Source organism: Erwinia sp. 9145, from assembly GCF_000745075.1.
Lineage (GTDB): Bacteria > Pseudomonadota > Gammaproteobacteria > Enterobacterales > Enterobacteriaceae > Erwinia > Erwinia oleae.
This window is the reverse complement of sequence record NZ_JQNE01000001.1, coordinates 1,059,790-1,085,833: the sequence shown is the minus strand read 5'-3', so window position 1 is coordinate 1,085,833 and position 26,044 is coordinate 1,059,790. Positions and strand designations below refer to the sequence as shown.

At 54.9% G+C, this 26,044-nt stretch carries 27 protein-coding genes; 18 read left to right on the top strand and 9 right to left on the bottom strand.

The features are described 5' to 3' along the window. Nucleotides 1–334: 334 nt before the first annotated feature. The 13 genes from leuS to lipA all read left to right on the top strand — a co-directional run bounded on the left by leuS (nt 335) and on the right by lipA (nt 13,812). Nucleotides 335–2,917 carry a leucine--tRNA ligase gene (gene leuS / locus FA91_RS05445; RefSeq protein WP_034913325.1) on the top strand — a complete coding sequence of 861 codons (2,583 nt, stop codon included), beginning with the start codon at nt 335–337 and terminating at the stop codon, nt 2,915–2,917. Nucleotides 2,918–2,931: 14 nt separating this feature from the next. Further along, entirely contained in the window at nt 2,932–3,528 is a 597-nt protein-coding gene (gene lptE / locus FA91_RS05440) for an LPS assembly lipoprotein LptE (protein ID WP_034913322.1), read from the top strand. Beyond that, on the top strand, nt 3,525–4,556 hold the full coding sequence (gene holA, locus FA91_RS05435; RefSeq protein ID WP_034913318.1) for a DNA polymerase III subunit delta: 1,032 nt from the start codon (nt 3,525–3,527) through the stop codon (nt 4,554–4,556). The genes lptE and holA overlap by 4 nt, the downstream gene beginning before the upstream one ends. Beyond that, complete coding sequence (nadD, locus tag FA91_RS05430; protein ID WP_034913317.1) at nt 4,549–5,223, top strand: nicotinate-nucleotide adenylyltransferase; 675 nt, start codon at nt 4,549–4,551, stop codon at nt 5,221–5,223. Before holA ends, nadD begins: the two co-directional genes overlap by 8 nt. A gap of 62 nt (nt 5,224–5,285) precedes the next feature. After that, entirely contained in the window at nt 5,286–5,603 is a 318-nt protein-coding gene (gene rsfS, locus FA91_RS05425) for a ribosome silencing factor (RefSeq protein WP_034913314.1), read from the top strand. 3 nt (nt 5,604–5,606) lie between these two features. Then, nucleotides 5,607–6,077: a 23S rRNA (pseudouridine(1915)-N(3))-methyltransferase RlmH gene (gene rlmH / locus FA91_RS05420; RefSeq protein ID WP_034913312.1), complete on the top strand. Its 471-nt coding sequence runs from the start codon at nt 5,607–5,609 to the stop codon at nt 6,075–6,077. Between the two features lie 34 nt (nt 6,078–6,111). Beyond that, complete coding sequence (gene mrdA, locus FA91_RS05415; RefSeq protein WP_034913309.1) at nt 6,112–8,016, top strand: peptidoglycan DD-transpeptidase MrdA; 1,905 nt, start codon at nt 6,112–6,114, stop codon at nt 8,014–8,016. 2 nt (nt 8,017–8,018) lie between these two features. Continuing rightward, entirely contained in the window at nt 8,019–9,131 is a 1,113-nt protein-coding gene (mrdB, locus tag FA91_RS05410; RefSeq protein WP_034913305.1) for a peptidoglycan glycosyltransferase MrdB, read from the top strand. 12 nt (nt 9,132–9,143) lie between these two features. After that, the gene (rlpA, locus tag FA91_RS05405) at nt 9,144–10,229 is read left to right on the top strand and encodes an endolytic peptidoglycan transglycosylase RlpA (RefSeq protein WP_034913302.1); all 1,086 of its coding nucleotides are present in this window, start codon (nt 9,144–9,146) and stop codon (nt 10,227–10,229) included. A gap of 143 nt (nt 10,230–10,372) precedes the next feature. Beyond that, entirely contained in the window at nt 10,373–11,584 is a 1,212-nt protein-coding gene (gene dacA / locus FA91_RS05400; RefSeq protein ID WP_034913299.1) for a D-alanyl-D-alanine carboxypeptidase DacA, read from the top strand. 108 nt (nt 11,585–11,692) lie between these two features. Then, nucleotides 11,693–11,956: a DUF493 family protein YbeD gene (gene ybeD, locus FA91_RS05395; RefSeq protein WP_034913297.1), complete on the top strand. Its 264-nt coding sequence runs from the start codon at nt 11,693–11,695 to the stop codon at nt 11,954–11,956. A gap of 75 nt (nt 11,957–12,031) precedes the next feature. Further along, nucleotides 12,032–12,691 carry a lipoyl(octanoyl) transferase LipB gene (gene lipB / locus FA91_RS05390; protein ID WP_034913294.1) on the top strand — a complete coding sequence of 220 codons (660 nt, stop codon included), beginning with the start codon at nt 12,032–12,034 and terminating at the stop codon, nt 12,689–12,691. A 155-nt stretch (nt 12,692–12,846) separates the two neighbouring features. Next, nucleotides 12,847–13,812: a lipoyl synthase gene (gene lipA, locus FA91_RS05385; protein ID WP_034913289.1), complete on the top strand. Its 966-nt coding sequence runs from the start codon at nt 12,847–12,849 to the stop codon at nt 13,810–13,812. An 84-nt stretch (nt 13,813–13,896) separates the two neighbouring features. On the opposite strand, the gene tatE is transcribed toward lipA, so the two are convergent. The 6 genes from tatE to FA91_RS05355 all read right to left on the bottom strand — a co-directional run bounded on the left by tatE (nt 13,897) and on the right by FA91_RS05355 (nt 18,606). Then, nucleotides 13,897–14,103: a twin-arginine translocase subunit TatE gene (gene tatE / locus FA91_RS05380; protein ID WP_034913286.1), complete on the bottom strand. Its 207-nt coding sequence runs from the start codon at nt 14,101–14,103 to the stop codon at nt 13,897–13,899. A 122-nt stretch (nt 14,104–14,225) separates the two neighbouring features. After that, entirely contained in the window at nt 14,226–14,996 is a 771-nt protein-coding gene (locus tag FA91_RS05375) for an amino acid ABC transporter ATP-binding protein (RefSeq protein WP_034913284.1), read from the bottom strand. Beyond that, nucleotides 14,993–15,946 carry an amino acid ABC transporter permease gene (locus FA91_RS05370; RefSeq protein ID WP_034913281.1) on the bottom strand — a complete coding sequence of 318 codons (954 nt, stop codon included), beginning with the start codon at nt 15,944–15,946 and terminating at the stop codon, nt 14,993–14,995. Before FA91_RS05370 ends, FA91_RS05375 begins: the two co-directional genes overlap by 4 nt. Further along, nucleotides 15,943–16,830, bottom strand: coding sequence for an ABC transporter substrate-binding protein (locus FA91_RS05365; RefSeq protein WP_034913278.1), 888 nt, complete (start codon nt 16,828–16,830; stop codon nt 15,943–15,945). Before FA91_RS05365 ends, FA91_RS05370 begins: the two co-directional genes overlap by 4 nt. 25 nt (nt 16,831–16,855) lie before the next feature. After that, nucleotides 16,856–17,644 carry a deaminated glutathione amidase gene (locus FA91_RS05360; RefSeq protein ID WP_034913276.1) on the bottom strand — a complete coding sequence of 263 codons (789 nt, stop codon included), beginning with the start codon at nt 17,642–17,644 and terminating at the stop codon, nt 16,856–16,858. After that, on the bottom strand, nt 17,641–18,606 hold the full coding sequence (locus tag FA91_RS05355) for a nitrate ABC transporter substrate-binding protein (RefSeq protein ID WP_034913274.1): 966 nt from the start codon (nt 18,604–18,606) through the stop codon (nt 17,641–17,643). Before FA91_RS05355 ends, FA91_RS05360 begins: the two co-directional genes overlap by 4 nt. Before the next feature lie 126 nt (nt 18,607–18,732). Here FA91_RS05355 and FA91_RS05350 point away from each other — a divergent pair, with 126 nt between their 5' ends. Then, nucleotides 18,733–20,100 carry an aminotransferase class I/II-fold pyridoxal phosphate-dependent enzyme gene (locus tag FA91_RS05350; protein WP_034913273.1) on the top strand — a complete coding sequence of 456 codons (1,368 nt, stop codon included), beginning with the start codon at nt 18,733–18,735 and terminating at the stop codon, nt 20,098–20,100. Nucleotides 20,101–20,155: 55 nt separating this feature from the next. Here the strand turns inward: FA91_RS05350 and cspE are convergent, their stop codons facing one another. Further along, the gene (gene cspE / locus FA91_RS05345) at nt 20,156–20,365 is read right to left on the bottom strand and encodes a transcription antiterminator/RNA stability regulator CspE (protein ID WP_004156612.1); all 210 of its coding nucleotides are present in this window, start codon (nt 20,363–20,365) and stop codon (nt 20,156–20,158) included. A gap of 1,133 nt (nt 20,366–21,498) precedes the next feature. On the opposite strand from cspE, the gene FA91_RS05340 reads away from it, so the two are divergent. Then, nucleotides 21,499–21,750: a hypothetical protein gene (locus FA91_RS05340; protein ID WP_034913271.1), complete on the top strand. Its 252-nt coding sequence runs from the start codon at nt 21,499–21,501 to the stop codon at nt 21,748–21,750. A gap of 33 nt (nt 21,751–21,783) precedes the next feature. Here FA91_RS05340 and FA91_RS21200 read toward each other — a convergent pair whose 3' ends face one another. Then, entirely contained in the window at nt 21,784–22,173 is a 390-nt protein-coding gene (locus tag FA91_RS21200; protein WP_197060487.1) for a hypothetical protein, read from the bottom strand. 34 nt (nt 22,174–22,207) lie between these two features. On the opposite strand from FA91_RS21200, the gene FA91_RS05330 reads away from it, so the two are divergent. Then, the gene (locus tag FA91_RS05330; RefSeq protein ID WP_197060486.1) at nt 22,208–23,059 is read left to right on the top strand and encodes a transglycosylase SLT domain-containing protein; all 852 of its coding nucleotides are present in this window, start codon (nt 22,208–22,210) and stop codon (nt 23,057–23,059) included. Nucleotides 23,060–23,129: 70 nt separating this feature from the next. Here the strand turns inward: FA91_RS05330 and FA91_RS05325 are convergent, their stop codons facing one another. Then, complete coding sequence (locus tag FA91_RS05325; RefSeq protein ID WP_034913266.1) at nt 23,130–23,972, bottom strand: hypothetical protein; 843 nt, start codon at nt 23,970–23,972, stop codon at nt 23,130–23,132. A 436-nt stretch (nt 23,973–24,408) separates the two neighbouring features. Here FA91_RS05325 and FA91_RS05320 point away from each other — a divergent pair, with 436 nt between their 5' ends. Then, nucleotides 24,409–25,413 carry a sigma 54-interacting transcriptional regulator gene (locus FA91_RS05320; RefSeq protein WP_082212574.1) on the top strand — a complete coding sequence of 335 codons (1,005 nt, stop codon included), beginning with the start codon at nt 24,409–24,411 and terminating at the stop codon, nt 25,411–25,413. Nucleotides 25,414–25,667: 254 nt separating this feature from the next. Beyond that, nucleotides 25,668–26,039, top strand: coding sequence for an EscI/YscI/HrpB family type III secretion system inner rod protein (locus FA91_RS20390; protein ID WP_034913264.1), 372 nt, complete (start codon nt 25,668–25,670; stop codon nt 26,037–26,039). Nucleotides 26,040–26,044: the final 5 nt, after the last annotated feature.

Here is a 26,044-nt window from a genome sequence, read left to right as displayed (position 1 = left end):
TTGAACGTAAAATTCCCTTTCTTTTCAGTTGAAATCACGCCCTGTTGATGTTCATAAGTGTTCATTCCCTGCGCCGGGTTCCTGATAATTTTTGCGAAGCAGATAACTTATTGTTTACTGAGCGATTAGGCAGACAGCTTTTTTTGCCTGCCGCCTTCCACCTTTATGAGAAATGGCCGTCAGCAGGGCGGTTACTGTTGTTGCGCTGAGTGCTTATCAGCTATGCTATGCGGATCTTAACGAACACAGCAAAAGTTAACTCTTTGTCGTTTCAAAACCAACATGCTTACGGACAAAGAGAAGAGCGCTTATTTACAAAGGATCACAGGCTGCCATGCAAGAGCAATACCGCCCGGAAGAGATAGAATCCCACGTTCAGCACCATTGGGAAGAGAAGCAAACCTTTAAAGTTACGGAAGATGAAGGCAAAGAGAAGTATTACTGCCTCTCCATGCTGCCCTATCCTTCTGGCCGCCTGCATATGGGCCACGTACGCAATTACACCATCGGCGACGTTATTTCCCGCTACCAGCGCATGCTGGGTAAAAACGTGCTGCAACCTATCGGCTGGGATGCCTTTGGTCTGCCCGCGGAGGGCGCGGCGGTAAAGAACAATACCGCGCCCGCGCCCTGGACCTACGACAACATTGATTACATGAAAAACCAGCTGAAGCTACTGGGCTTTGGCTATGACTGGAGCCGTGAACTGGCAACCTGTCAGCCTGAATATTACCGCTGGGAACAGTGGTTCTTTACCCGCCTGTATGAAAAAGGTCTGGTCTACAAAAAAACGTCCGCCGTTAACTGGTGTCCTCATGACCAGACGGTGCTGGCGAACGAACAGGTTATTGATGGCTGCTGCTGGCGCTGCGATACGCCGGTTGAGCGTAAAGAGATCCCGCAGTGGTTTGTCAAAATTACCGCCTACGCCGATGAACTGCTCAGCGATCTGGACACGCTGGAGAGCTGGCCTGAGCAGGTCAAAACCATGCAGCGTAACTGGATTGGGCGCTCAGAAGGCGTTGAAATCACCTTTGACGTTGCTGAAAGCAGCGAAAAGGTGACCGTCTACACTACGCGCCCCGACACTTTTATGGGTGCCACCTATCTCGGCGTTGCGGCTGGCCACCCGCTGGCTGCGCAAGCGGCAGCCTCTAATCCGGCGCTGGCCGACTTCATCGCCGAGTGCCGCAATACCAAAGTTGCCGAAGCGGAAATGGCGACCATGGAGAAAAAAGGCATGGCAACCGGTTTATACGCCGTGCATCCGCTCAGCGGCGAAAGGCTGCCGGTGTGGGTCGCCAACTTCGTGCTGATGGAGTACGGCACGGGTGCCGTTATGGCGGTTCCTGCCCACGATCAGCGCGACTGGGAGTTTGCCACCAAATATAACCTGACGATCAAGCCTGTGATCCTCGCCGCCGACGGCAGCGAACCGGATATCAGTGCAGCCGCGCTGACTGAGAAAGGCACGCTGTTTAATTCAGGTGAATTTGACGGACTTTCCTATCAAGACGGCTTCAATGCCATTGCTGACAAACTGGCTGAGAAAGGTGTCGGTGAACGCAAAGTAAACTACCGACTGCGCGACTGGGGCGTGTCCCGTCAGCGCTACTGGGGCGCGCCTATCCCCATGGTAACCCTGGAAGACGGCACGGTGATGCCCACGCCAGCAGATCAGTTACCGGTTATTCTGCCGGAAGACGTCACCATGGACGGCATCACCAGCCCAATTAAAGCCGATCCTGAGTGGGCAAAGACCACCGTAAACGGCCAGCCCGCTCTGCGCGAAACGGACACCTTCGATACGTTCATGGAGTCATCGTGGTATTACGCTCGCTATACCTGCCCGGACTATGACCAGGGGATGCTGGATCCCGCTGCGGCCAATTACTGGCTGCCGGTCGATCAGTACGTTGGCGGTATTGAGCACGCGATTATGCACCTGCTCTACTTTCGCTTTTATCATAAGCTGCTGCGCGATGCGGGCCTGGTGACGTCTGACGAACCGGCCAAACGCCTGCTGTGTCAGGGCATGGTACTGGCCGATGCGTTCTGGTATCACGGCGTGAACGGCGAGCGCAATTGGGTTTCTCCGGTTGACGTCACCGTGGAGCGCGACGAAAAAGGACGTATCGTCAAAGCAACCGATACGACCGGCCGTGAACTGGTTTACGCGGGCATGAGCAAAATGTCCAAGTCGAAAAATAACGGTATCGACCCGCAGGTAATGGTTGAGCGTTACGGCGCCGATACCGTTCGCCTGTTTATGATGTTCGCCTCCCCCGCCGATATGACGCTGGAGTGGCAGGAGTCAGGCGTTGAAGGGGCTAACCGGTTCCTGAAGCGCGTCTGGAAACTGGTGTATGAACACACCAGCAAAGGCGTTGTCGCCGCATTAAACGTGGCGACTCTGAACGACGAACAGAAATCACTGCGTCGCGATTTGCATAAAACAATTGCTAAAGTTTCCGATGACATTGGACGCCGTCAGACCTTCAATACGGCCATTGCCGCTATTATGGAGCTGATGAATAAACTGGCGCGCGCGCCGCAAGAATCAGAGCAGGATCGCGCGCTGATGCAGGAAGCGCTGCTTGCCGTTGTCCGTATGCTTTATCCTTTCACACCGCATGCCAGCTTTACGCTGTGGCAGACGCTTGGCGGCATCGAAGATATCGATAATGCCGCCTGGCCTGAAGCTGATGAACAGGCAATGGTGGAAGATTCCATACTGGTTGTTGTACAGGTCAATGGTAAAGTACGTGGCAAAATAACCGTTGCGGCGGACGCCACGCAGGAGCAGGTGCAAGCGCGTGCCGCAGAGGAACATCTGGTCGCCAAATATCTTGCTGGCGTCACCATCCGTAAAGTGATTTACGTACCGGGCAAGCTGTTAAATCTGGTCGTGGGTTGATGTCAGGAGGAACTGTGCGACATCCGATTATCTCTGTGTTTGTCAGTCTGCTGGTGTTGATCACCGCAGGCTGCGGCTTTCATCTTCGCGGTACAACGTCTGTACCGCCTGAAATGAAAACAATGATTCTGGACACCAACGATCCTTACGGGCCGCTGACCCGCGCCGTTCGTGAGCAGCTTCGCCTGAACGACGTGACCATTCTTGATGATGCCGGGCTGCGCAAAGATGTCCCTTCGCTGCGCCTGATGGGAGAAACTCAGGGGCGTGATACGGCCTCGATTTTCCAGGACGGTAAAACGGCGGAGTACTCGCTGGTCATGACGGTCAGAGCACAGGTTCTGGTGCCGAATAAAGGCATCTATCCAATCAGTGCGACGGTTTATCGTTCATTCTTCGATAACCCGCTGGCCGCGCTGGCGAAGGACTCGGAGCAGACCATTATCACCAGTGAAATGCGCGCTCAGGCCGCACAACAGCTGGTGCGTAAGCTGCTGACGGTACACGCCGCAGAGGATGACAGTTCGATCAATACGCTGGACGCCACGCCTGCGGCTGTTGATGAGAACTCGCCTGAATCGATGCTCCCCAACAACTCGCTGGCAAGATGATCAGGGTTTATCCCGAACAGCTCGGCGCGCAGCTCAATGAAGGACTGCGCGCCTGTTATATTCTTACCGGCAATGAGCCGCTGTTGCTTCAGGAGTCGCAGGATACCGTCCGCAACGCCGCGCAGCAGCAGGGCTTCACCGAACATTTCAGTATGGCGGTTGAGGCCAACACCGACTGGGAAGCGATCTTTTCTGCCTGTCAGTCGCTGAGCCTGTTTGCCAGCCGGCAGACGCTGCTCCTCACCCTCCCCGAAAATGGTCCAAACGCAGCGATGAGCGAACAGCTTGTTACGCTCTCCACGCTGCTTCATGCTGATATCCTGCTGCTGCTTCGCGCGGCGAAGATCACCAAAGCCCAGGAAAACAGCGCCTGGTTCAAAGCACTGAGCGCGCAGGCTGTGATGGTGCCGTGCCAGACGCCGGAACCGGCGCAGCTTCCACGCTGGGTATCGGCCAGGGCGAAAAAGTATAAACTCACGCTGGATGACGCGGCCACACAGCTTCTTTGCTACTGTTACGAGGGCAATCTGTTGGCGCTGACGCAGGCGCTGGAGCGGCTTTCATTGCTCTGGCCCGACGGCAAGCTCACGCTGCCGAGAGTGGAAGAAGCGGTTAACGATGCGGCACATTTCACGCCGTTCCACTGGGTGGATGCGCTTCTGGCCGGAAAAAGCAAACGGGCGAGGCATATTCTCAGGCAGATGAAGGCAGAGGATAGCGAGCCGGTCATTCTGTTACGCACGCTGCAACGCGAGGTGATGACATTGCTGACGCTTCAGCGCCAAAGCGCCACCACGCCGCTCAGAGCGCTGTTTGACAAACATCGCGTCTGGCAGAATCGCCGACCGCTGTTTTCTGAGGCGCTTCAGCGATTATCGGCAAGGCAGCTTGCTCAGGCCATCAGGCTGCTGACGCGCATTGAGATCTCCCTCAAACAGGATTATGGCCAGGACGTGTGGCCAGAACTGGAAACGTTAACGCTGCTGCTCTGTAGCCCCTCTTTTCCGGAAAGTTTTTGTGATGTCTGAGCCACTTCATGCGCTTCTTGGCGGCACTTTCGATCCCATTCACTATGGCCATCTCAGACCGGCTGAGGCGCTGGCCGCGCAGATCGGTCTGAAGAGCGTCACGCTGCTGCCAAATAACGTGCCGCCGCATCGGCCTCAGCCAGAGGCGTCATCGCAACAGCGTGCGGAAATGGTGCGACTGGCCGTTGCCGATGCACCGCTTTTTAACGTCGACCTGCGCGAAATGCAGCGCGAAACGCCTTCGTGGACAATTGATACGTTAACGGCGCTGCGGGCAGAGCGCGGAAACGATCAACCCCTGGCGTTTATTATCGGGCAGGATTCACTGCTAAGCTTACATAAGTGGCATCGCTGGCAGGATCTGCTTAAGGTGTGTCATTTGTTGGTTTGCAAACGTCCTGGCTATAACAGCACGCTGGAAACGACTGAGATGCAGCGCTGGCTGCAACAGCATCAGACGGTCGATCCGCAGTTGCTACATGCCTCACCGGCCGGAAAGGTTTTTCTGGCGACCACGCCGCTGCTGGCCATCTCAGCAACGGAAATTCGCCAGCGGCTTCACCAGAACCAGTCCTGTGATGCGTTATTGCCGCCCGCCGTGCTCTCCTACATCAATGACGCGGGTTTATATCGAAACCCGGTGCCTCATGGTATACTGCGCCGCTAAATTTTCCGGGTTCGCGGAAAAAATCGTCCTGTTTCAGACTTACAAACCCGAGGGGGAACCTTTTGCAAGGTCAAGCACTCCAAGACTTCGTCATTGATAAGATTGACGATCTGAAAGGCCAGAATATCGTCTCTTTAGACGTTCAGGGCAAATCCAGCATTACCGACTGCATGATTATCTGCACCGGCACTTCCACGCGCCACGTGGCCTCGATTGCCGAGCATGTTGTGGAAGAGTCCCGCGCTGCGGGATTACGGCCGCTGGGTGTGGACGGTAAAGCAACCGCTGACTGGATTGTTGTCGATCTCGGTGACGTTATTGTGCACGTTATGCAGGAAGAGAGCCGCCAGCTCTATGAGCTTGAAAAGCTCTGGAGCTGAGCCATGAAGCTGCAACTGATCGCCGTCGGCACGAAAATGCCGGATTGGGTGCAAACCGGCTTCATGGAATATCTGCGTCGCTTTCCCAAAGACATGCCGCTTGAGCTGGTTGAAATACCGGCCGGCAAGCGTGGAAAAAACGCAGACATCAAGCGCATTCTGGAAAAAGAAGGTGAATTGATGCTGGCGGCGACCGGCAAAGGCAACCGTATCGTCACGCTGGATATTCCCGGCCAGCCATGGGAAACGCCGCATCTGGCTGAACAGCTCGAACGCTGGAAACAGGACGGACGAGATGTCAGCCTGCTGATCGGCGGCCCTGAAGGGCTGTCTCCCGCCTGCAAAGACGCAGCGGAACAAAGCTGGTCTCTCTCTGCGCTGACCCTGCCCCATCCGCTGGTACGGGTGCTGGTTGCCGAGAGCCTGTACCGCGCGTGGAGCATTACTGCGAACCATCCTTATCATCGCGAATAGGCGACAGGGTTAACCGGATATACTTAAGCAGCGGATGAAATTACAACGCAACTCATTTCGTGACTATACCGCTGAACAGACGCTGTTTGTTCGCCGGGCGCTGATCGCATTTTTGGGCATTTTGCTGCTCTCCGGCGTGCTGGTGGTTAATCTCTATCATCTTCAGATACTTCGTTACAGCGACTACAGCACGCGATCTAACGCGAACCGTATCAAGCTGGTGCCCGTGGCACCGAGTCGCGGCATTATTTTCGATCGTAACGGTATTCCGCTGGCGCTCAACCGCACCATTTATCAGCTGGAACTGGTGCCGGAAAAAGTGGATAACCTCAAGCAGACACTTGAGGCGCTACGGCCTGTTGTCGATCTCAGCGACGACGATTTGGCCGCGTTTGAAACAGAACGCAAGCGCTCACGTCGTTTTACCTCTATTCCGTTGAAAACCGGTCTGAACGATGTTCAGGTGGCGCGCTTCGCGGTTAACCAGTACGCTTTCCCCGGTGTCGAAGTCAAAGGCTATCAGCGCCGCTACTATCCCTATAATTCCGCCCTCACCCACGTTTTGGGTTATGTATCGAAAATCAACGATCGTGACGTCGAACGCCTCGATAAAGAGGGAAAATGGCCTAACTACGCCGCCACGCATGATATCGGTAAGCTCGGCATTGAGCGCTATTACGAAGACACGCTGCACGGCAAAACCGGTTATGAAGAAGTCGAGGTGAACAACCGCGGCCGGGTAATCCGTCAATTGCACGAGCAGTCGCCGCAGGCCGGACAGGATATTTACCTGACCATCGATCTGAAACTGCAACAGTATATTGAGACGCTGCTGGCGGGCAGCCGCGCCGCGGTAGTGGTGACCGATCCGCGTAATGGCGACATTCTGGCGCTGGTTTCCACACCCAGCTATGACCCTAACCTGTTTGTGGACGGCATCAGCAGCAAAGATTATAACAGGCTGCTAAACGACCCTAACCGTCCATTGATTAACCGCACCACGCAAGGCGCTTACCCGCCGGCATCGACGGTGAAGCCCTATATTGCCGTTTCTGCCCTGACCAGCGGCGTCATCAACCGTAATACCAGCCTGTTCGATCCCGGCTGGTGGCAGCTGCCAGGCTCTGAGAAACGCTTCCGCGACTGGAAACACTGGGGTCACGGTCGTCTGAACGTTACAAAATCGCTGGAAGAGTCCGCGGACACCTTCTTCTATCAGGTGGCGTACGATATGGGTATCGACCGCCTCTCCTCGTGGATGACTAAATTTGGCTACGGCAAGCTTTCCGGCATCGATTTGACGGAAGAGACGCCCGGCAACATGCCGACGCGCGAATGGAAAATGAAGCGCTACAAAAAACCGTGGTATCAGGGCGACACCATCCCGGTGGGTATCGGCCAGGGTTACTGGACGGCGACGCCGGTGCAGATGAATAAGGCGATGATGATCCTGATTAACGACGGTGTCATTAAAACGCCGCACCTGATGATGTCGAGAGTCGTCAATAATGCGAAAGTGCCCTGGCGTGAGCCGGCGGAGCCACCCGTTGCCGATGTCCACTCCGGCTACTGGGAAATTGCGAAAGATGGCATGTATGGCGTGGCGAATCGTCCTAACGGCACGGCGCGGAAGAGCTTTCAGGATGCGCCTTATAAAATCGCCGCCAAGTCCGGTACCGCTCAGGTTTACGGCCTGAAGGCAAATGAAACCTATAATGCGCACAAGATAGCGGAACACTTGCGCGATCATAAGCTGATGACCGCTTTTGCCCCTTACGATAAACCCCGCGTGGCGGTAACGATGATCCTCGAAAACGGCGGCGCCGGCCCGGCAGTAGGCACCATTATGCGCCAGATCCTCGACCACATCATGCTGGGCGATAACAACACTAACCTGCCTGACGCTGCTCCGGTGCCGCCAGGCTATGAAGGTGAATAACGATGAACGATCGTCATCAAAAACGCACGATCTGGGCTAAAATTCACGTCGATCCGACGTTTTTAATCCTGATCGCCGCGCTGCTGATTTACAGTGGATTGGTCATCTGGAGCGCCAGCGGCCAGGATCCGGGCATGATGGAGCGCAAAATCGGTCAGATTGCGATGGGCTTTGTGGTCATGATGGTGATGGCGCAAATTCCGCCGCGCGTCTATGAGGGCTGGGCGCCCTACCTCTATATTGTCTGTGTGATATTGCTGATTGCGGTGGATGCGTTTGGTCACATCAGTAAAGGCGCGCAGCGCTGGCTGGATCTTGGCGTGGTCCGCTTCCAGCCTTCGGAGATTGCCAAAATCGCCGTGCCGCTGATGGTGGCACGTTTTATTAATCGTGACGTATGCCCGCCGACTCTTAAAAACACCGCCATCGCGCTGGTACTGATCTTTATGCCTACGCTGCTGGTCGCGGCGCAGCCGGATCTCGGTACGTCGATCCTGATTGCCGCTTCCGGCCTGTTTGTGTTGTTTCTTTCCGGCATGAGCTGGAAACTGATTGCCGTTGCGGTTCTGCTGGTGGCCGCATTCATACCGGTGCTCTGGTTCTTCCTGATGCACGACTATCAGCGCGCTCGCGTGATGATGCTGCTCGATCCGGAAACCGATCCGCTGGGTGCGGGCTATCATATTATTCAGTCGAAAATTGCCATTGGTTCAGGCGGCCTGCGCGGCAAAGGCTGGCTGCACGGCACCCAGTCGCAGCTTGAGTTTTTACCCGAGCGCCACACCGACTTTATATTTGCCGTGTTAGCCGAAGAGCTTGGCCTGGTCGGCGTACTGGTTCTGCTGATACTCTACGTGCTGCTGATTATGCGTGGGCTGGTGATGGCGGCGCGGGCGCAAACCACCTTTGGGCGCGTGATGGCGGGCGGGCTGATGCTCATTTTCTTTGTGTATGTTTTTGTTAATATTGGCATGGTCAGCGGCATTCTGCCGGTGGTAGGCGTTCCTCTGCCGCTGGTCAGCTACGGAGGCTCTGCTTTAATTGTGCTGATGGCCGGGTTTGGCATTATTATGTCGATTCATACCCACCGGAAACTATTGTCGAAAAGCGTTTAAAGAGGCTTAAACATGCGTAAGGATTGGCTTTGGATTGGCCTGGCGTCGGCACTGCTGGCAGCCTGTACTACAAATGAGCAGCAGGCGCCGGTGCAGCAGAGCCAGCAGCCTGCCTATAACGGGCCGGTGGTGGAAATCGGCGGTGTTGAACCGCGCTATGAACCGGTCAATCCGGCTACGCAGCAGGACTACAGCGTTAACGGTAAAACCTATCGTATTGTTAAAGATCCCGCTAATTTTAGCGAAACCGGCCTGGCGACCTGGTATGGCGAAGAGGCCAACGGCAGCCGTACGGCGACGGGCGAACAGTTTGACCCCGATGCGCTGACTGCCGCGCATCCCACCCTGCCGCTGCCCAGCTATGTTCGTGTAACCAATCTCGCTAACGGCCGGCAAATCGTAGTACGCGTGAACGATCGCGGCCCCTACACGCCGGGGCGGATTATCGACCTCTCCCGCGCCGCTGGCGATCGCCTGAATATCTCTAATAATACGCGTGTGAAGGTGGACTTTATCAACGTCGCGCCCGACGGCACGCTGTCCGGCCCCGGCACCATCGGCACGACCGTGGCAAAACAGAGCTATGCCCTGCCGCCTCGCCCTGACCTTGCCGGCGGCATGACCACTATGGGCGGCGGCGCGTCACAAACAGCGCCAGCGCAGCCTGAGGCGGAAGCTCATCCGGTAGATAACGGCAACCCCGCCGGTGACGAAATGGGTGCGCCGGTGCGTTCCAGCGGCTTTTTAGGCGCTGCGCAGCCTCTGCGCGCTGGCGTGCTGGAAGGCAGTGAGCCTGCACCTGCCGCTGCGCCCGCCGTTGCTGCTGCACCGGTTGCGGCGCCTGTTGCTGACAGCAAGCCAGCCGCCTCTGGCAGCGGCTGGTCGGTACAGGTCGGCGCGCTCAGCGATAGCGCACGTGCCCAGCAGTTGAAGACATCGCTGAGCGACAAATTCGGCGTGCCTGGCGCAGTCAGCAATCAGGGCAACGTCTATCGGGTTCAGCTCGGCCGTTTCTCTTCTCGCCAGCAGGCCGCTGCGCTTCAGCAGCGCTTGCTTAACGAAGCGCAGCAGCAATCTTTTATCACCGCCGCCCCTTAGCAAAGGCAAACTGCTCCGGCATGCCGTCACCGGCCGACTAAACCTGTTACATACTGCCGATAAAGACGGATGCCGGGCGTTACGGCTTTTGCTATAGTGAGTCACTTTTTTTAACTCAGCCCATGGATGTTGTAGTCCTTAACATGAACAATTTCACCTCTTCCCTACTGATCAAACGCCTGACGGCAGGATCGCTGATTGCGCTCAGCCTGACCACTTTCGCTCACGCCGACGACGTCAATATCAAAACCATGATCCCGGGCGTTCCGGATATTGATGCTGAAGCTTACGTCCTGATCGACTACAACTCGGGCAAAGTGCTGGCAGAAAAAAATGCCGATGCGCGTCGCGATCCTGCCAGCCTGACAAAAATGATGACCAGCTACGTGATTGGTCAGGCGGTTAAAGCGGGTAAAATTCATCAGGAAGATGTGGTGACCGTAGGTAAAGACGCCTGGGCAACCGGCAATCCGGTCTTTAAAGGCTCTTCACTGATGTTTCTCAAACCCGGCGACCGCGTACCGGTTTCGCAACTGACCCGCGGCATCGTGCTTCAGTCGGGCAACGACGCCTGCGTGGCAATGGCGGACTATGTTGCCGGTAGTCAGGATGCCTTTGTCGGCCTGATGAATAACTACGTAAAAGCGCTGGGCCTGCAAAACACGCATTTCCAGACCGTTCACGGCCTGGACGCGGAAGGACAGTACAGCTCTGCACGCGACATGGCGCTGATTGGTCAGTCGCTGATCCGCGACGTGCCGGACGAATACGCGGTCTACAGAGAGAAAGAGTTTACCTTCAACAATATCCGTCAGACCAACCGCAACGGCCTGCTCTGGGATACCAGCCTGCACGTTGACGGCATTAAAACCGGCCATACTGAAGCCGCAGGCTACAATCTGGTTGCCTCCGCAACCGAAGGCCAGATGCGTCTGATCTCGGCGGTAATGGGCGGTCACACCTACAAAGGACGTGAAACCGAAAGCAAAAAGCTGCTGACCTGGGGCTTCCGCTTCTTTGAAACCGTTGCGCCGCTCAAAGCCGGCAAAGAGTTTGCGTCCGAGCCGGTCTGGTTTGGCAACAGCGATCGCGTGCAGCTGGGCGTGGAAAAAGATGTCTACCTGACCATTCCGCGCGGCCGCATGAAAGACCTGAAGGCCAGTTACACGCTGAGCAATACTGAACTGCACGCGCCGCTGAAGAAAAATCAGGTTGTCGGCAGTATTAACTTCCAGCTTGATGGCAAAACCATTGAACAGCATCCGCTGGTGGTGCTGAATGACATGCCTGAAGGCGGATTCTTCGGCCGCATCGTTGACTATATCAAGCTGATGTTCCATCACTGGTTTGGTTGATCGGGGCAGCCAGCCCCTCTTGATTTCGTGCTCCACGCCACCATATCTGTGGTATATTCAGACTCCTGCTGCGGCAGGAGTCTTTGTTTTGGCGTTACCGGAGCCCCTATGAAAACCAATCTTAAAGAACTGCTCGAATTCCCCACGCCTTTTACCTACAAAGTCATGGGTCTGGCGCAGCCAGAACTGGTTGATCAAGTGGTTGAAGTTGTCCAGCGCCATGCGCCTGGCGACTACTCTCCCGACATCAAGCCAAGCAGCAAAGGCAACTATCACTCTGTCTCGATCACCATCACCGCCACTCACATTGAGCAGGTGGAAACGCTCTATGAAGAGTTGGGCAAAATTGAAATTGTCCGCATGGTGCTGTAAGAGAGTATGGCGTAAAGAGCGACCGCGCGTCGCTCTTGGCTGACGCAATTTTCACTTCTGAACGGACTGCCCGTTTTGCTGCCAGATACCTTAATTGTTCGTCAACCTGGCCTTCAGCCCTGGGATATCGTCTCACAGGCGATGCATGCCTTTACCGATCGCCGTAACGATGCAACGCCGGACGAGCTGTGGCTGGTTGAACATCATCCCGTTTTTACCCAGGGCCAGGCCGGTAAGGCTGAACATCTGCTGATGCCCGGCGACATTCCCGTGATGCAAAGCGACCGCGGCGGCCAGGTGACCTATCATGGCCCCGGCCAACAGGTGATGTATGTGATGATCAACCTGAAGCGTCGTAAAGTGGGCGTTCGCCAGCTTGTTTCCGCGATTGAACAAACGGTAATTAATACGCTGGCGGACTTCGGCATTGACGCCGCCGCCCGTGCCGATGCGCCTGGTGTTTACGTCAGCGACAAGAAAATTTGCTCGCTGGGGCTACGCATACGCAACGGCTGCTCGTTTCACGGGCTGGCGTTAAATGTGGATATGGATCTGACGCCTTTTCTGCGCATCAATCCCTGCGGCTACGCCGGACTGGAGATGACGCAGTTGAGCGCGCTGCGTCCCGGCGTGACAACGGAAGCGGTGCGTCCGCGGCTGGTTGAACATTTCGCGCGTCTGTTGGCGATACCCTCGCTGAGCTGGCAGAGCGATAACCGCCTGCCCGTTTGGTGACCGCACGTGCGGATTTACAAATCCGTTACATTCCGTGGCTGAAAGTCGTCGCCCGGAATGATATAATTTTGACGCTTTTATCAAAAAAAGTTTAATAACTCATTGCGTTTGATGCGGCTTTTTTGAGCGCATACCAACCTGGACTATGCAAGATTATGAGTAAACCTATACAGATGGAACGCGGCGTAAAGTACCGCGACGCAGACAAAATGGCGCTGATCCCGGTTAAAACGGTGGTCACGGAGCGAACGGAGGTTTTACGTAAACCGGAGTGGATGAAAATCAAACTTCCGGCGGACTCCAGTCGTATCCAGGGCATCAAAGCCGCGATGCGCAAAAACGGTCTGCACTCCGTTTGTGAAGAGGCCTCCTGCCCTAATCTTGCCGAATGCTTCAACCACGGCACCGCAACATTTATGATCCTCGGCGCCATCTGTACGCGCCGCTGCCCGTTCTGCGACGTGGCGCATGGTCGCCCCGTCGCGCCGGACAACAACGAGCCGGAAAAACTGGCACAAACCATCGCCGATATGGGCCTGCGCTACGTGGTTATCACGTCCGTTGACCGAGACGATCTGCGTGACGGCGGCGCACAGCACTTTGCCGACTGTATTTCTGCTATTCGCGTAAAAAACCCGGCGATTAAAATTGAAACGCTGGTGCCCGACTTCCGCGGCAGAATGGATCGCGCGCTGGATATCCTCACCGCCACGCCGCCGGACGTGTTTAACCACAATCTGGAAAACGTGCCGCGCGTGTACCGTCAGGTTCGCCCCGGTGCGAACTATGACTGGTCGCTGAAGCTTCTGGAGCGCTTTAAAGAGGCACATCCTGCTATTCCAACCAAGTCCGGTCTGATGGTGGGCCTGGGCGAAACGAATGCGGAAATTGTTGAGGTGATGCGCGATCTGCGTCGTCACGGCGTGACCATGCTGACGCTGGGACAATATCTCCAGCCAAGCCGTCACCATCTGCCGGTGCAGCGTTACGTCAGCCCGGCGGAATTTGATGAAATGAAAGAGGCCGCGCTGGATATGGGCTTCACGCACGCCGCCTGTGGTCCGTTTGTGCGCTCCTCCTACCATGCGGACATGCAGGCAAAAGGTCTGGAAGTTAAGTAGCGCGTTACATCTGTTTACAGTAACGTGCCGCGCAAAAAAAACGGATGATGGGTCATCCGTTTTTTTTATGGCTTCGCGAGGCGATCAATCTTTATGAACAACCTGCTCAACAGGCTTTTCATCAGCAGCAGGCGTTCTTTTTGCGGACGTATCGTCCTCACTCATGGCTTTTTTAAAGCCTTTAATGGCCGATCCTAAATCGCCACCGAGTGAACGCAGCTTGTTTGTGCCGAACAATAAAACGATCAGCGCGCCGATAATCAGCAGCTTAGCAATACTGATACCTTCCATAAATACCTTCTCTTCAAACCTGACCCGCAACGAGTCGCTTACGGTAAGCTCTATTAACGCGCGGAATGGCGCCTGATACAATCATAATCTGTAACAGAGTAATATTTAGCCCGCAGATAATATCAGATAAAGCGACTCAGGAAAGCCTGAAAGCGTGGATGACGAGGATTGACCAGCACCTCTTCCGGCGGCCCCTGCTCTACAACGACGCCGCCATCCATAAACACCACCCGATCCGCCGCCTCACGAGCAAAGCCAATTTCGTGCGTTACCACCACCATGGTTAACCCCCGATCGGCCAGGGTGCGCATCGTTGCCAGCACCTCGCCGACCAGCTCCGGGTCCAGCGCCGACGTTGGCTCGTCAAACAGCATCAGTTTTGGGCGGATCGCCAGCGCGCGAGCGATGGCTACGCGCTGCTGCTGACCGCCCGACAAATGCTGCGGCCATGCATCGGCTTTATCGCTCAGACCCACCGTCGCCAAAAGCTCCGTCGCCTCGCGGATGGCTTCATCTCGCGGGCGCTTGTGTACGCCAACGGGCGCTTCGATGATATTTTCCAATACCGTCATGTGTGGATAAAGATTGAATTGCTGGAACACCATCCCAATTTCCTGACGCTGGCGGGCGATCTTGCGCGGCGAAAGGCGGTGTAGCTGGCCGTTGCGCAACTCATATCCCACCTGGTGATCACCAACCATAATGGAACCCGCGTTCAGATCCTCAAGATGGTTGATACAGCGCAGCAGCGTTGATTTCCCGGAGCCGGAAGGCCCGAGGATCACCACCACTTCACCGGCCATCACATCCAGGTCGATGCCACGCAGCACCGCATTGTCGCCATAGTTTTTCTGCACGTTTCGCGCCTGGACCAGCGGCTGCATCTCACTCATACATCCTCCCGGGGGAAATAAGGACGATTAACGATGGGTGCCGCCTTGACCGCGGGCGCGCGACGGCGGGCGCTGGAAACCGAGCGACGAACACCCCGCGAATAGTAGCGCTCAATCGCGGACTGGCCGACATTAAGAACCGAGGTGATCAGCAGATACCAGATCACCGCCACCATCAGCATCGGCACCACTTCGAAGGTGCGGTTGTAGACGGACTGTACCGAATAGAGCAGGTCACCCATCGCAATAACGCTCACCAGCGAGGTGGCTTTAATCATACTAATCAACTGGTTACCGCTAGGCGGGATAATCGATCGCATCGCCTGCGGGATAATAATGCGGCGCAGCGCGCGTGCCCGACTCATCCCGAATGCCTGCGTTGTTTCCACCTGCCCCTGATCGACTGAGAGCAGCCCGGCGCGAATAATCTCCGCCATATAGGCCGCTTCATTGAGCGCCAGCCCGGCAATCGCAGCCGTCAGCGGCGTGATCAGATCGTTGGTGTTCCAGGTGGCCCAGGTCGGCCCGCCGAACGGAATACCCAGCGTCACCGTTGGGAACAGGGTGGACATGTTGTACCAGAAGATCAGCTGCACCAGCAGCGGCGTGCCGCGAAAAAACCAGATATAGAGACCCGACAAACCGCTGAGCAGGCGATTATCCGAAAGGCGCGCCACCGCCAACAGCAGCCCCAGCAGCGTGCCAAGGATCATCGACACCACCGTCAAGCCAAGCGTAACCTCAAGCCCCTTGAGAACGGAGCCTTCAGTAAACCACTCAAGCACCACATGCCACTCAAAATTGGGATTGGTTGCCACCAGCCAGAGAAAGTTAGCGGCAATCAGCAGCACCACAATCCAGGAGATCAGGCGACCATAGCGCGGCGCGTTACGGGCCAGCGCCACATCGCGATGCTGTGCGTTTGTCCTGCTCGCGGCGCTTTTATTCATTTTACCTCCCCCTTCGCCAGATTGACGCCAGGTGCTTTAATCATGTTGCCTTCAAGCTTCCACTTCTTCATGATCGCGGCGTAGGTGCCATTATCAAAAAGCGCCTGGTAGCCATCTAACACGACTTTTCCCAGCGCGGAATCTTTTGGCACCACGGTGCCCTGGAAAATATCACCGAAGCCGTTTTTCTGCCCTTTCCCGCTCAGCTCAAGCTGACCATGCGCCTGTTCGACAAAGTAAATCAGCGGTGCCTGAGAAGAGAAAAAGGCGTCCGAGCGTTTTGACCGCACGGCAAGAATGGACGAAGGCTGATCGGTAAATGACTGCACGGTCACCGCGGGTTTGCCCGCATCGGTGCAGACCTTCGACTGCTTACGGATCACCTGTTCGGCGGAGCCGGCAGCCATCACGGCAATGCGTTTGCCGCAGGTGTCGTCAAGCGAGTTGATCTTCGCCGGATTGCCTTTCTGCACGGCAAACACCACAAACTCCTGCACAAAATCAATAAAGTCGTTTTTCTGCTGGCGATCGGGATAATCGCCAACCGGGCCTATTGCCAACTGATACCGGCCAGACTTGATACCGGCCAGCACGCCGGAAAGCCCGCTGACGGTGGCGTGTTCGATTTTCACCCCCAGCAGCTGCGCCAGCGCCTCGGTTAAATCAGCAGAGGCACCGCTCATTGAGGTCGGGCTTTCTACAATTTCATAGGGCGGAAAAGAGCCGTTATTCACGGAGATCATCCTGCCCGCTTTTTTAATCCCTTCAGGCAGGCGATCGTGCAGCGCCTGGTCAACTTTTTGTGTCGGGATCGCGTCGGCAGCCTGAGCAAAACCCGCAGTTAAACCCAGAACCAGCGCAGCAGCCGTTGTTTTTATGGTCATGGTCAGTTTCCCCGGTGTGGTCACGTTAATTTAACTCAGGACGTGCGAAACGCCGATTTTGCAATACGGGCAGCACCTCGCGAACCTGTGCAATGCGCGTCGCCTCCAGCGTGGCGAAGACCAACGCTGGCGCTTCGGCTGCGCTGGCAATGGCGACACCCATCGGATCAACGACCATACTGTTGCCGATATTGCGCGGGCCGCATTCGCCGACGGCCACCACATAGCAGGTATTCTCTAACGCGCGCGCGGTAACCAGTACCTCCCAGTGCTTCTCTTTCAGCGGGCCTTTTACCCATGCTGCGGGCAGCACCAACACCTCGGCGCCGTCCAGCGCCAGGCGGCGGGCCTGCTCGGGGAAACGCACGTCATAGCAGGTCATCAGGCCCACTTTCATGCCTGCCACTTCAACCAGCGGCGGCACCTGATTGCCCGGCGTCACGTTGCGCGACTCCTGTACGGCGAAGGCATCGTAAAGATGAAGTTTGTCGTAACGGGCGATGATTTCGCCATTGCGAATGGCCACCAGTACATTCAGCGCTTTGCCATCGCCGGCGGGGACATGCACGGTCATCATGGTGGTCAGCGCATTGCCGCGGCTGGCGGCGCAGATCGCGGTGAGGAAGGGGCCGTCCAGCGGCTGGGCCGCTTTCAGAACCAGATCCGGATCGGCAATATCACGCGCCAGAATGCCTTCCGGCAGCACCAGCAGATCGGCACCTTCCGCCTGTGCTTCCGCCATCAAACGGGTGCAGGTGGCACTGTTTTCCTGCCAGTCGCGGCTGACCGCAAACTGCCCTAATGCAACTTTCATCGTGATGCTCCTTCGCTCTGCATGGGAAAAAGATCGTCAGGCGTGAGGCACTGCGCGGTCAGGCCCTGGTCATAAAGCGCTTTGCCGAAGTCGGCAATCATCTTCTTATTAGCGGTAAAACCGTTCTGATTCCAGTTGGCGGGCAAATCCTGCGCAGTGCGTCGCAAATCATCAAACAGCCAGGGCGTGGTGTCGGCGTACTTCTCCCGTTTTTCAAGCCACAGGGCAGCGGACTGCTCAATCAACGCGCTCAGCGCCTGCGGCAGGCCGGGATGCGTGTTGGCGATGTCAGACCTGAAAGCCAACAGATGGTGGCCGGGGATGTAACCCACCCGATTAAAGTAATCCAGCTCCGCCTGGCGGAAGTCCGGTTGTAGCTGGCGCAGCCCGGAGTCTTTTAAAAAGAAACCGGCTGGCATAAAGGGCGTAAACACCGCATCCAGCTCGCCTGCCCTGAGCAGGTCAATCAGCGGATGCTCGCCCGGCGCGGCTTCGATACGGCCCGGCTGACCAAAACCGCTCAGGCGATCGACAATCGGATGTTCGGCGGTCAGTCGTCCTGCAAACCAGTAGGCGTCTTCAATGCGCACGCCGGCTTCATACAGCAGCGCGCGGGTCCAGGTGTTGCCCGAATCCTGCCAGCCCGTGACGCCAATTTTTTTGCCTTTCAGCCCATCAAGCGACGTGATCGGGCTGTCCTGGGCGGTGATGATGCAGCGTTGGCGGAAGCCGCGCATAAGAAAATGCGGCAGCGCCAGCAGGGAATCATCCCCTTTCGCTCTGGCCTGCGCGTAGCGGCTGAAGGAAACCTCAGCCGCATCGTATTGCGTGCTGGTCGCTAAATCGCCTACCAGCGTACCCACGCGGTCCACCTCCAGATGGAAACCCTGCGGTTTGATATCGCCCAGCGCAAGGGGGGTAAAATAATCCCAGTCGCGCACCGCCAGCCTGATTGTGACCATTTTTGCCTCTTTTTTTTAGCTCATGTCATAAGCACAAAATATGCACAGATAATGCTTAAATTTGATACTAGATCGATAATAATATCTGTACAATGTTTTCTTTGTTACTGAACAAATGGATTTCTTATGACTTTGCCTCTTGACGTAAACTGGCTTGCTGCGCGAATTGCGGATACCTCTGTGAAAGGGATTGCGGCGGCCACCGGCGTATTAATTCGTGAAGGTGAAATCCCGGTTGGCGCACATCTCCCGGCGGTGCGGGATCTGGCCGAGCGGTTGGGTGTGAGTCCGGCCACGGTTTCGGCGGCATGGGGCCAGCTTAAGCGGCAGAAAGTCATTGCCGGTAAAGGGCGCAGCGGCGTGTGGGTGTGTGGCGATAACGTCACGCCGCGTCCGGTGCGTTTCGAAAAAATCGGTAACTACGGCAGCGCTATTCGCGCCGATCTGGCGATGGCGTCACCCGATCCTGCCCTGCTTCCCGACCTGCGTGAAGCGATGCTGCAAGGCGTTCAGTGCGCGCAGCTTAACAGCTATCAGCGCGATGCGATTGCACCGGGCCTGCTGGCAGCCATCAGGCCGCGCTGGCCCTGCGCGGCCGAAGCCTGGCTGGCGACGGATGGCGGCTTTGACGCCATGAACTGCATTGTCCAGACGCTGATAACGCCCGGCGATCGCGTGATTATCGAAGATCCCACCGCCACCCGGCTGCTGGATATGCTGGATAACGTAGGTGCGGAAATGATGCCGCTGGCCTGCGATGAGGAAGGCCCCCTGCCCGGCGCGCTGGCGATATTATTAAAAAAAGGGGCGACGGCAATGATTTATCAGCCGGGTACGCATTCAGCAACCGGTAAGACAGTAAGCAAAACGCGCAGCCAGCAGCTTGCAGAGGCATTAAAAGAGAGCCGCACGCTGATTATTGAAGATAACGGCATTGGCGATCTGGCCGCGCAGGCGATCTACAGCCTGGGCAGCTATTTTCCCGATCGTACGCTGCACGTTCATTCATTTTCTAAAGCGTATGGCCCGGATTTACGCCTGGGCGTGCTCTCCGGGCCGATGGCGCTGGTGAAACGCATTCAGTCGTGGCGCAACTTCGGCGCAAGCTGGACCAGCCGCATTTTGCAGCATGCCGTGGCATGGATGTTAAACGATCCTGCAACGCAACAGCAGATTGAGCACGCCAAAGCCATCTATGCCACGCGCAGAAAAGCGCTCCTGACAGCGCTTGCGCAACGCGGCCTGACGCTGCCGGAGCGTGACGGGCTGAGTATTTTTATTCCTGTAGAGTCAGAACAGTTTGCGATGATCACCCTGGCCGCGCGCGGCATCGCCGTGCTGCCGGGCGAACGCTGTCGCAGCGGCGGCATTCAGTTTATACGCGTCAGTACGGCCATGATGCAGCCGGAACAGATTAATGCCATTGCCGATGCGCTGGTGCTGGCAAGCGGCAGAGAGATAAATGAGTGGACCGATCACGCTCCCGGCGACTGAATACGAACGAAAAAAAACCCGCCAGCGGCGGGTTTTTAGAATTCTGTCTGATAACTTAAATAGCGGCAACGTTAGCAGCAGATGGGCCTTTGGCGCCGTTTGTGATTTCGAACTCTACGCGCTGACCTTCAGCCAGAGTTTTGAAACCGTTGCTCTGGATGGCAGAGAAGTGTACGAACACGTCTTTGCTACCATCTTCAGGAGTAATGAAACCGAATCCTTTGGACTCATTAAACCACTTAACGCTACCTTTAATCTTGGACATCAATATTACCTTTACATGAAAAATGGACACTAAACTGTGTCGGGAGTTAGTACAGCAATTGCCGAGGCTTTTGTCCAGTAACCGATGATGAAAAAGTGATAAATATCGCTTTTTTTTATTCTTGCCCCACGATCCACGCCGTATAACGAAGAAGAGGATACTCATCAGGCGCGAAAGGCAAAGCCTGATACGCTGATAATCAGCGCCATTGCTGCACCTCTGCATAACTCATTGATTTATAACCATCATTAATGCAACCTCTTGTGCAAATTTTCACTTCTTTTTAATGCTAAAAAAAAGCCTTTTAAAATATACGCCTACGTTGCTTGCCTTGATCCAGATCAATTACACTTATAGTTTAGATCCAATACTAATTAACGTGGCTTATCGATTTTAAGGAATTATCTGATAGTATAGCTGCCGTTACGATAAATCTCTTAACGTGCAGGAGCAGCAAACGTGGTACTGAAATGCAGTAAGTGCGGATGTAGAGGCTTCACTTTTACACCTTGCGCAAAACGAAACGCTACGCATCATGGTGCCGTTTGTTTTAATTGTAATAAGCCACTAACGTTAATGGATATGTCGTTTAACAACGATGAGGGTGAAGATTCAGCAGGAAAAACCACGCGGGGGCGCCCAGCCAGGGAGTTAACAGTCAGGATAGGAAGAGATGAAAAGCAGGCTAAAAATGAAAGGTGACGGGAAATCCGCCACCTCACGATTGATCAGAACAGTACCTTAAATACGCCGGTCAGTGTCAGCAGCCCGACAATGAAAATAATAGCAATAATCCAAAGAATAATTTTCATTCCATTTTCCTCAATACATTTAGTGAACAAGCGATGTCGTTATTTGAGTATAGAAGACGATTCGCGGCTTCGCTGTTAACTCGCCTCATACGACAGGATTTTTGTATTCGCACCAGCTAGTTATCGTCTCCTGACATAAAGAGAGTGCTGCAACCACCTGAAAAATAATAATAATTTAAAATAATATTTTTTCGGGATTGCGATCACGATTTATCTTTCTTTGCAGAAAATTCTTAGTTAGCGCCTTTTTCCCTGGCTAAAATGAATGTGGATAATTTGCTTTAACGTCACTGATACAATTGGTTAATGACAGGAGACTTTATGAGCACGATAGACAGCAGCATGGGCCGATACAGCCTGAAAGCTGAGCATGCTGGCAATCATATTCAGGGTTCAATAGCTATTAACGACGAGGGCGGCGCGCAGCTTACCCGGCAGGAGTTTGATGAGCATGACCTTGATGATGTCATCAACAATGTTGTTTACCCGGTTACCGGCGGTAATCGGGCCATCGCCAACGCTTTTCGGGAGCGGATGGTTGACGCCGGCTTTGATGTAACGCATCAGCATTGACACTCCGTGGGCCTCTTCACGAGGCCCTGATTATCAGACGGCCGCCATACTGAATGATACCTTTTCCCTCTGGTGAATAAACCTTTCAAACTGCGTATTGCACTGATATTGAGTCGCGCTGGCTATGCCTGCCCGCACGCATCTTTCCCTTGAGCGTTCCCCCTTCTCCTGTGTCAACAATCCCGTTTGCGTTCCGCTGCGGGAACCCGGCGGATAAAGCAGCCACTCATTTTCAGCGAATGCTCTTTTTTCGCCCACGTTTGCCTCTTGTATACAGGAAAAAACCATGAATACACCTGTTTCCAATTCATTCATTAATTCTGCCTCACCGGGGCTGGACTTCAGTTTTCTGGACGAAAAATCGTTCTCGTCAGGCCCGAAAAGTGCTGCGCAGCAGCCAACCGCAAACGGCAGTAATCTCATTGATTTTAGCCAGTCCGGTAGCAAAGGAACCTCAATGGCAAGCCTTCTGAACCCGGAGACGGATGGTTTGGATAAGGGACAAAATAGCGAACTTTCTCAGGGAATAGCGCAGCTGGTCGCTGAAATCATGAAGGCGCTGATGCCGCTGCTACAACAAATTATGCAGGGCCAGCAGAGCGGAAATACGGATAGTAACGCGCAGGCAGGCAGCATCGGTGCAGGCAGTGCGCAAACGCCATCGGGCAATTCGGAGGCAGATGCCAGCGATACGCCAGCAGCGGCTTCACCGCCGGCCAGCGCGCCAGATATGCCGGTGCTCTCCGCTGAGGACACACAAAACGCCACACCGCCTGCCACCGCCGAAACCACGGCAAATTCACCGGCAATATCTACCAGCAGCGGCAGCGATTTACATCTGCCCGAGTCTCTGAAACCTTATGAAAAAGATATTCAACACGCTGCACAATCAACCGGCGTGCCTGCTAATTTGCTGGCCGCGCAAATCTGGCAGGAGTCACGCGGCAATCTGGGCGCCAGCACGGTGAACGGCGGCAACGGCTTGCAGGATGCGGGACTGATGCAGGTGAACAGCAATACGTTTGCCGATTTACAAAGCAAAAATCCCGATCTGCTTGGCGCTAACGCCAGTCCGAACAATCCTCGCGACAACGTCATGGCAGGTGCTCTTTACATGAAAGAACAACTCAACACCTTTGACGGCAACATGGGCGCGGCGCTGCGTGCTTATAACTCAGGGCCAAATAACGTCAATCTCGCCGACCTCAGCGATATTTCAAAAACCGGCACGGGTGATTCAACCTACGTTGATAAAGTTATGGGCTTTGCCAATACCATTGCCACCGGCAAAGGCACGCTGCCAGCCTGATCGTCACAGGTTGCAGGCACTAAAAAAGGGGGCGCGAAGCCCCCTCTGTTTTGCAGTATGTTCAGCAGAATTATTTGGTGCTCTCTCCACCCTGCGCGCCGCCAGCACCGCCCTGAAGGGCAGAAAGAAGAGTGCCCAGACCCAGCATTTGCAGCGCGGTGCCCAGCTTACCAGTAACGCCACCTTCCTGATTGTCATTGGTATTCTGTGCCGCCGCTGGCGTGGATCCTTCACCGCCTGACTTACCGGTAGACTCGCCGCCTTCCGTAGACTGGCCCAGCAATTTCTTGATCATATCCATTAACTGGGTCAGCGTATCGCCGCCGGAAGCATTCTGAGTACTTTCGCTGCTGGGCTGCTGCTCGCTGGTCGCCTCGCCGGTCTTGCTGCCCTCACCCTCCTGGCCCAGCATCTTCTTAATCATCTCCATCAGCTGAGTCATGATATCGCCGCTGCCTTGCGTTCCGTTGCTGCCCTCAGTCTTGCTGCCCTCGGTTGGGGCGTTCGACTCGCCGTTACCGGCTTTTTCCCCGCCCTGGCTTTGACCCTTCAGCAGTTGCACGATGGCATTCAGCAGTTGTGTGATATTGCTCATGACGTTGTTGTCAGCCTGACCATCAGCGCCCTGACTGCCTTCGCTACCCTTGCTGGATTTGGCGGAGAATAAATTACTTCCCGGCTGCGTGCCGAAACTCAATCCGTCGCTCTTGCCAGTCGTTTGAGAAAGCATGTTAGAGCCATAGTCGAGCGCCTTGCCGCCGATACTCCCGCCGCCCTGCGAACCATTGTTGCGCGCGCCATTGGGGCCGATATCCTGTCTGCCTTTACCGGACACATCAGGACCCGGCATATCTCCACCCGTCTTGCCGCTGAACATGCCGCCGTTACCGCCGCCAATTTTCATACCACCCATAGAGACCTCCGTTGATTGAAATGCATATTTCTGCGAGCAATTCGCCGTGATGGGAGCGTTTTGTCGCAGCTTTCTTCTCGGTTAATGGGTGGTAAGAGAGGGAAGAGAGTTCCATCGGGGCGATCTAAAGGAAAATTTTCCGCAATCTTCATCACACTTTCTTTACGATTAGTAATCGAAACAATGCACTTATTTACATTATTTAATCAGCAGGATAGCGAATTTTTGTAGGGATATCCCTACCTTGCCCGTCGGAGATCCCCACAACAACTTCAGATGAAACTGATAGGCGGCCTGTGCGAGGGTGGTAAATAGTAAACGAAAATTGAGTGTCGTTTTACGGAGCAATCCGAACCAGACACCGCTCCATCTCTTATTTCACATCAGGTCAAGCATTGAATTTTCATAATTCGTCTGAGGGAAGACAGGAGAGCATATGATTACGGGTAGTGAAAAACAGCTAAAAGGCCAGATTACCTGCCGTGATGTTACCGGTCGTCGTCAGGAAAGTTCTCTAACCGCCTGTGATGCGGGCATCCCAACGGCGGCAAACGACGCCGCTGCGCCGGATATTCATGCGCATTTGCATCAAATAGTGAATACGCTGGCGCCGTTAAAAGTGGATCTGCTGCTGGAAGGAGAAACCGGCACAGGGAAAGATACCCTCACCCGCCGCATCTATCAGCTATCCGGCGCGAAAGGACCGCTGGTGCCGGTTAACTGCGCCGCCATTCCGGAAAACCTCGCCGAAAGCGAATTATTCGGCGTGATGGCCGGTGCCTATACCGGCGCCAGTCACTCACGTGCAGGCTACATTGAAACGGCGGACAAAGGCATTCTGTTCCTTGATGAAATCGACAGCATGCCGCTTATTCTCCAGGCCAAGCTGCTACGCGTGCTGGAAACACGTTCAATACAGCGGCTGGGATCGACGCAGCCTGTTGGGCTGGATCTGCGCGTGATTGCTGCCTCACAGACGCCGCTGGCAGAGCTGGTGGAACAGGGCCGTTTTCGCAGCGATCTCTTCTTCCGCCTCTCCACCATCAAAATTGAAACGCCAACCGTGCGCGCGCACGCGGAGCTGATCATCCCGCTGTTTCGTCGTTTTACGCAGGAAGCGGCAATGCGGTTAAAGCAGTCGGTGCCGCCGCGCTCGCTGCCGCTGGATGAAGCGCTGCTGCTGCATAGCTGGCCGGGAAATATCCGCGAACTGAAAGCCGCTGCGGAGCGCCATGTGCTGCGCCTGCCGCCGCTGCGTGATATTTCCCCCATGGATGGCGAAGCAACACTGCTAAAAGATCGCCTGCGCCGTATCGAACGCAGTTTGATAAAAGAGTGCCTGGATCGTCACGGTCACAAAATTGATAACGTCGTTCACGAACTGGGCATTCCTCGTCGCACGCTTTATCACCGTATCAAAATACTGAACATCGTGGCCTGAACCAGCGCCGGAGGAATGGGATAAAAAAATAATTTTGGAACCCTGCACATTTCGCTGCCACTTAATCACAGGAATGCAGTGTGAGATCCACCTCAGAGGAGCCGTCAGCAGCATGAGGTTTGGCGTAGCCACACCGACAGGGACAACGGCTCCACTGCAACACAGGTTGAAACGCAATAGCGATCTCTTCAGCCGAACGCAGCCATTGATTTGCACTATTTCTTCACTCTTTTCATCAGCATGAGCGAATAATCATGAAAATATCATCATCAGACTCAGGACTGGCACAAAACGATTTTTCCGGGCAATCAGCACTGCTACAACCTGAACAAACCGATATTGATTTCTTCTCTGCCCAGTTGAAGGAGGAGCCACAGGTCGAAAAAGTCTCAGCGCCAGGAAATGTGACGAATATGTTTAAAGGTCTGGCTGATTCAATGCATAACAACGATCAACAACGAAAAGAGACGCTCAAAGAGTTACAAACGGCGTCCCGATCTTCCAATATGGCCGAATTTAATCAGGCCAGCGCTGCCTTATCCGACTATTACATTGAAAACTTAATGAATGCCAAGATCGTCTCTAAAGGCGTGCAAAGCATTGATAAACTGACCAACTTACAATAGCGAAT

Bases quoted from the DNA above. Each gene is read 5' to 3' on its own strand.
- leuS (WP_034913325.1), top strand. From the start codon at position 335: ATGCAAGAGCAATACCGCCCGGAAGAGATAGAATCCCACGTTCAGCAC.
- holA (WP_034913318.1), top strand. From the start codon at position 3,525: ATGATCAGGGTTTATCCCGAACAGCTCGGCGCGCAGCTCAATGAAGGA.
- nadD (WP_034913317.1), top strand. From the start codon at position 4,549: ATGTCTGAGCCACTTCATGCGCTTCTTGGCGGCACTTTCGATCCCATT.
- rlmH (WP_034913312.1), top strand. From the start codon at position 5,607: ATGAAGCTGCAACTGATCGCCGTCGGCACGAAAATGCCGGATTGGGTG.
- mrdA (WP_034913309.1), top strand. From the start codon at position 6,112: ATGAAATTACAACGCAACTCATTTCGTGACTATACCGCTGAACAGACG.
- mrdB (WP_034913305.1), top strand. From the start codon at position 8,019: ATGAACGATCGTCATCAAAAACGCACGATCTGGGCTAAAATTCACGTC.
- rlpA (WP_034913302.1), top strand. From the start codon at position 9,144: ATGCGTAAGGATTGGCTTTGGATTGGCCTGGCGTCGGCACTGCTGGCA.
- dacA (WP_034913299.1), top strand. From the start codon at position 10,373: ATGAACAATTTCACCTCTTCCCTACTGATCAAACGCCTGACGGCAGGA.
- ybeD (WP_034913297.1), top strand. From the start codon at position 11,693: ATGAAAACCAATCTTAAAGAACTGCTCGAATTCCCCACGCCTTTTACC.
- lipA (WP_034913289.1), top strand. From the start codon at position 12,847: ATGAGTAAACCTATACAGATGGAACGCGGCGTAAAGTACCGCGACGCA.
- tatE (WP_034913286.1), bottom strand. From the start codon at position 14,103: ATGGAAGGTATCAGTATTGCTAAGCTGCTGATTATCGGCGCGCTGATC.
- FA91_RS05375 (WP_034913284.1), bottom strand. From the start codon at position 14,996: ATGAGTGAGATGCAGCCGCTGGTCCAGGCGCGAAACGTGCAGAAAAAC.
- FA91_RS05370 (WP_034913281.1), bottom strand. From the start codon at position 15,946: ATGAATAAAAGCGCCGCGAGCAGGACAAACGCACAGCATCGCGATGTG.
- FA91_RS05365 (WP_034913278.1), bottom strand. From the start codon at position 16,830: ATGACCATAAAAACAACGGCTGCTGCGCTGGTTCTGGGTTTAACTGCG.
- FA91_RS05360 (WP_034913276.1), bottom strand. From the start codon at position 17,644: ATGAAAGTTGCATTAGGGCAGTTTGCGGTCAGCCGCGACTGGCAGGAA.
- FA91_RS05355 (WP_034913274.1), bottom strand. From the start codon at position 18,606: ATGGTCACAATCAGGCTGGCGGTGCGCGACTGGGATTATTTTACCCCC.
- FA91_RS05350 (WP_034913273.1), top strand. From the start codon at position 18,733: ATGACTTTGCCTCTTGACGTAAACTGGCTTGCTGCGCGAATTGCGGAT.
- cspE (WP_004156612.1), bottom strand. From the start codon at position 20,365: ATGTCCAAGATTAAAGGTAGCGTTAAGTGGTTTAATGAGTCCAAAGGA.
- FA91_RS05340 (WP_034913271.1), top strand. From the start codon at position 21,499: ATGAGCACGATAGACAGCAGCATGGGCCGATACAGCCTGAAAGCTGAG.
- FA91_RS21200 (WP_197060487.1), bottom strand. From the start codon at position 22,173: ATGAGATTACTGCCGTTTGCGGTTGGCTGCTGCGCAGCACTTTTCGGG.
- FA91_RS05330 (WP_197060486.1), top strand. From the start codon at position 22,208: ATGGCAAGCCTTCTGAACCCGGAGACGGATGGTTTGGATAAGGGACAA.
- FA91_RS05325 (WP_034913266.1), bottom strand. From the start codon at position 23,972: ATGGGTGGTATGAAAATTGGCGGCGGTAACGGCGGCATGTTCAGCGGC.
- FA91_RS05320 (WP_082212574.1), top strand. From the start codon at position 24,409: ATGATTACGGGTAGTGAAAAACAGCTAAAAGGCCAGATTACCTGCCGT.
- FA91_RS20390 (WP_034913264.1), top strand. From the start codon at position 25,668: ATGAAAATATCATCATCAGACTCAGGACTGGCACAAAACGATTTTTCC.